The organism is Bradyrhizobium sp. P2_E8, assembly GCF_056403875.1.
The window spans coordinates 1-3,265 of record NZ_JBFUES010000854.1 but is presented as its reverse complement, the minus strand read 5'-3'; the positions used below and the strand labels follow the sequence as shown (position 1 = coordinate 3,265).

5 protein-coding genes are annotated in these 3,265 nt (G+C 65.2%); 2 read left to right on the top strand and 3 right to left on the bottom strand.

Annotated elements, in window-relative coordinates; all coding sequences use genetic code 11:
- Positions 1-193: 193 nt before the first annotated feature.
- The 3 genes from AC1D00_RS33085 to AC1D00_RS33075 all read right to left on the bottom strand — a co-directional run bounded on the left by AC1D00_RS33085 (position 194) and on the right by AC1D00_RS33075 (position 1,456).
- Complete coding sequence (locus tag AC1D00_RS33085; protein WP_477013561.1) at positions 194-469, bottom strand: GNAT family N-acetyltransferase; 276 nt, start codon at positions 467-469, stop codon at positions 194-196.
- Between the two features lie 11 nt (positions 470-480).
- The gene (locus AC1D00_RS33080; RefSeq protein WP_477013562.1) at positions 481-996 is read right to left on the bottom strand and encodes a DUF3828 domain-containing protein; all 516 of its coding nucleotides are present in this window, start codon (positions 994-996) and stop codon (positions 481-483) included.
- A 91-nt stretch (positions 997-1,087) separates the two neighbouring features.
- A complete protein-coding gene (locus AC1D00_RS33075; RefSeq protein WP_477013560.1) occupies positions 1,088-1,456 on the bottom strand; it encodes a hypothetical protein in 369 nt (122 codons plus the stop codon).
- Positions 1,457-1,550: 94 nt separating this feature from the next.
- Between AC1D00_RS33075 and AC1D00_RS33070 the strand changes: the two genes are divergently transcribed.
- Both AC1D00_RS33070 and AC1D00_RS33065 read left to right on the top strand, forming a co-directional pair.
- Complete coding sequence (locus AC1D00_RS33070) at positions 1,551-2,048, top strand: hypothetical protein (protein WP_477013559.1); 498 nt, start codon at positions 1,551-1,553, stop codon at positions 2,046-2,048.
- 105 nt (positions 2,049-2,153) lie between these two features.
- Positions 2,154-3,265: AMP-binding protein (locus AC1D00_RS33065; RefSeq protein ID WP_477013558.1), on the top strand; the 1,112-nt coding region annotated here is incomplete at its 3' end.

Below are 3,265 nucleotides of genomic sequence, written 5' to 3'. Positions count from 1 at the left end.
CCCTTAGTGCTCGGCTATTCCGGCGAAGGTTTTCTCCGGGTCTACCATACCGGTCTCGGAGCGGCAGCGGTGCTCCTCGGCGTGCTCCAGCTGTGGCAGGACTGGGATCTGAATGACCAGGATATGCTGAAGCACGGACAATAGGCTGCGGATTTCGGCCGGCCCGCCGCGCGATCGGCGGGCCCGCGCTCTCTCATCCTTTCACGAGGTCCTGATAGTCCGGGTGCTTCTCGATCCACGCTTTGACGAACGGGCATTGCGGGATCAGCTTCAAGCCGGCTGCTCGGACCTGGTCGAGCGCACCTTGCACCAGCTTCGAGCCGACGCCCTTGCCGCCGAGCTCTTTCGGAACATCCGTGTGCTCGAACGTGATGACGCTGCCGTCGAGCTTGTAATGTTCGGTCGCAAGATGGCCCTCCACCTCCAGTTCATAGCGGTGATGGGCCTTGTTGTTGATGACGTCGCTCATGTCGTCTCCGGTCAGCTCTTCAGCGAGTCCGTCAGCATCTTGCGGATCGACCAGGCTTCGCCGTCGGAGGAACCCTTGATGTCGTCGATCCGCCAGCTACCGGCCTCGCGCACGAAGTCGTAACGCACGATCAGGTCGGCGGGTTTGCGGTCGTTGCGGTGGCCGGCGATGGTCACCGCAAGTGTCGCCTTGTCGGCCTCCATCTTCTCGGCGTCAACCTTGAACGACTTCACGTCCGGTTCCTGCGAATTGGTGACGGGATCGAAATCGACCGGTCCGACGTCGCCCTTGGGCGTATGCGCATCTGCCCTGGCCCACAGCGCAACCAGCGCTTTCGAGAGATATTTCGCCTTGGCCGCCTTGTTCCCGATGACGAAGGTACCGCCGCCATCGCCTTTGCCCTTGGCCGCGCGCGCGTAGATCGCGGTCAGGATGGCGACGGGATCGCTGGGAGCGGGCATCACGGCAAATGCCGGGGAGGTGCTGGCAAGCAGAGAGGCGACGATGAAGGTCCGGCGGGTGAGMATGAGCTGTCCCTGAGGTGATGGCGCGCGACGACAGGCCTGAGCGGCCGGCGTCAGCGCGTATCGCTGTAGACTGATGGAGCGGCCGTTCGGTTCAATCGGTCGCTTTGGCCAGCCGCGCATCCTCGGGCTGCGGCTGCTGGCGGAGGCAGCCCTGGCAGATGACGAGGGAGCGGTTGACCTTGGCGTCCTGCTCGGCCTCGATGCCGTCCTGCGCCTGCCACCATTCCTTCGAATAGGGCTGAAGGCCTGCTTGCGATCTGTTGTGTTCGGATGCYGTGGCGGATCGCGTTGCGCGCGATGGTCCCGGGACGGATCGCGGCTGGTTGGGATCCTCGCCCGCACCATCCCAGGCATAGCGCGCAGGCTTGAAGGCGGGATCGGAAGCGAGATGCGCCTGCGGCGCCACGGCACATCCGGCAAGCGCCAGCGATAGCAGGAGGAAGGCGGGCGCTTTGACCATGATGCGGCACTCTGTACGCGAGAACTGGCTGAGGTTGCGCCGATCATGTTTAAAATTCCCTGAACGGTTGCGGCTGCGTCGGCGACAAATGCGCATGCGCTGTTTCATCCTCCTGCTCGCTCTGCTCGTCACCGCTGCGCGCGCCGACGACGCAAGACCGTTCAACCCGGCCGACTATCCAGCCGGTGTGCAGAAGGCGCTGCGCTACGCCAATGAGGAATGCGACAGCCAGGACGGTGGCGCGGTAACCTTTGCGCCGGACACGGTTCGCAGGATCGACCTGACCGGCGACGGCCGCGACGACTACATCGTCGATTTCCGCGACACCAAATGCGGGGACCGCGAGACCACCTATTGCGGGACCGGCGGCTGCGTCATGAACATCCTGGTGACGCTGCCGGACGGCAGCGTGCGGCCCGTGTTCGACGGCTATGTCCGCAGCTACAAGATCGTGGCGCCGCCGATCAAGCGCGGTGCCGCGCGCACCGTCCGGTTCGATCTGCATGGCAGCTATTGCGGCGGTTTTGGCGCGCAGGCCTGCGTCAAGGCGAAGGCGATCACGGCGGCGCCGTTCGCGTTCAAGCAGCCGTAGGGCAGGTGCGCGGCCGGCGGCCTTGCGGCGGTGCGGGCGTTGGCGATAAATGGGCTGCAAGGAGCGGGCGGCTTGCGCGCTGTCCGCCGTCGAAGAGGAAGCCCCATGCAGCCCCTGCGCATGTCCCGCCGCGTCATGAATCTCGCTCACATGCTGACCCAGAATGCGCGGCGGCATGGATCGCGTCCCGGCTTCGTCTGGGGTGACAAGTCCTGGACCTGGCGCGAGATCGACGCGCAGGTCTCGGCGCTGGCGGCGGCGCTCGCCGCGCGCGGCATCGCCAAGGGCGACCGCATCCTGGTCCATTCCAAGAATGGCGACGAGATGTTCTTCTCGATGTTCGCGGCGTTCCGGCTCGGTGCGGTCTGGGTGCCCACCAATTTCCGCCTGATGCCGGACGAGGTCTCCTATCTCRCACAGGCCTCCGGCGCGAAGGCGTTTCTGTGCCATGTCGATTTTCCCGAGCACGCGGCGGCCGTGAAGGGCGGCGCGCTCGCGTTCACCTGGAGCATTGACGGCAAGGGCGCGTTCGGCGAGACGTCGGTTGCAGATGCCATCGCGTCGCAGGCGGGGCGCGCGGTGGAGAACGTCGCCGTCGAGCACGATGATCCCTGCTGGTTCTTCTTCACCTCCGGCACCACGGGCCGCTCCAAGGCCGCGGTGCTGACCCACGGCCAGATGGGCTTTGTCGTCACCAACCATCTCGCAGATCTGACTCCGGGCGTCACCGAGGAGGATGCCTCGCTGGTGGTAGCGCCGCTCTCGCATGGCGCCGGCGTGCATCAATTGGTGCAGACCGCGCGCGGCGTACGCACCGTGCTGCTGCCGACCGAGAAGTTCGACATCGACGAGGCGTTCCGCCTGATCGAGAAGCATCGGGTCAGCAATCTCTTCACCGTGCCGACGATCCTGAAGATGATGGTCGAGCATCCCGCCGCCGACAAATACGATCACTCCTCGCTGCGTCACGTGATCTATGCCGGCGCGCCGATGTATCGCGAGGACCAGAAGGCCGCGCTGAAGAAGCTCGGCAAGGTCATCGTGCAGTATTTTGGATTGGGCGAGGTCACCGGCAACATCACCGTGCTTCCGGCGGCGCTGCACGACCCCGAGGATGGCCCGCATGCGAAGATCGGCACTTGCGGCTTCGAGCGCACCGGTATGCAGGTCTCGATCCAGGACGACGAGGGCCGCGAGCTCGGGGCGAACCAGAGTGG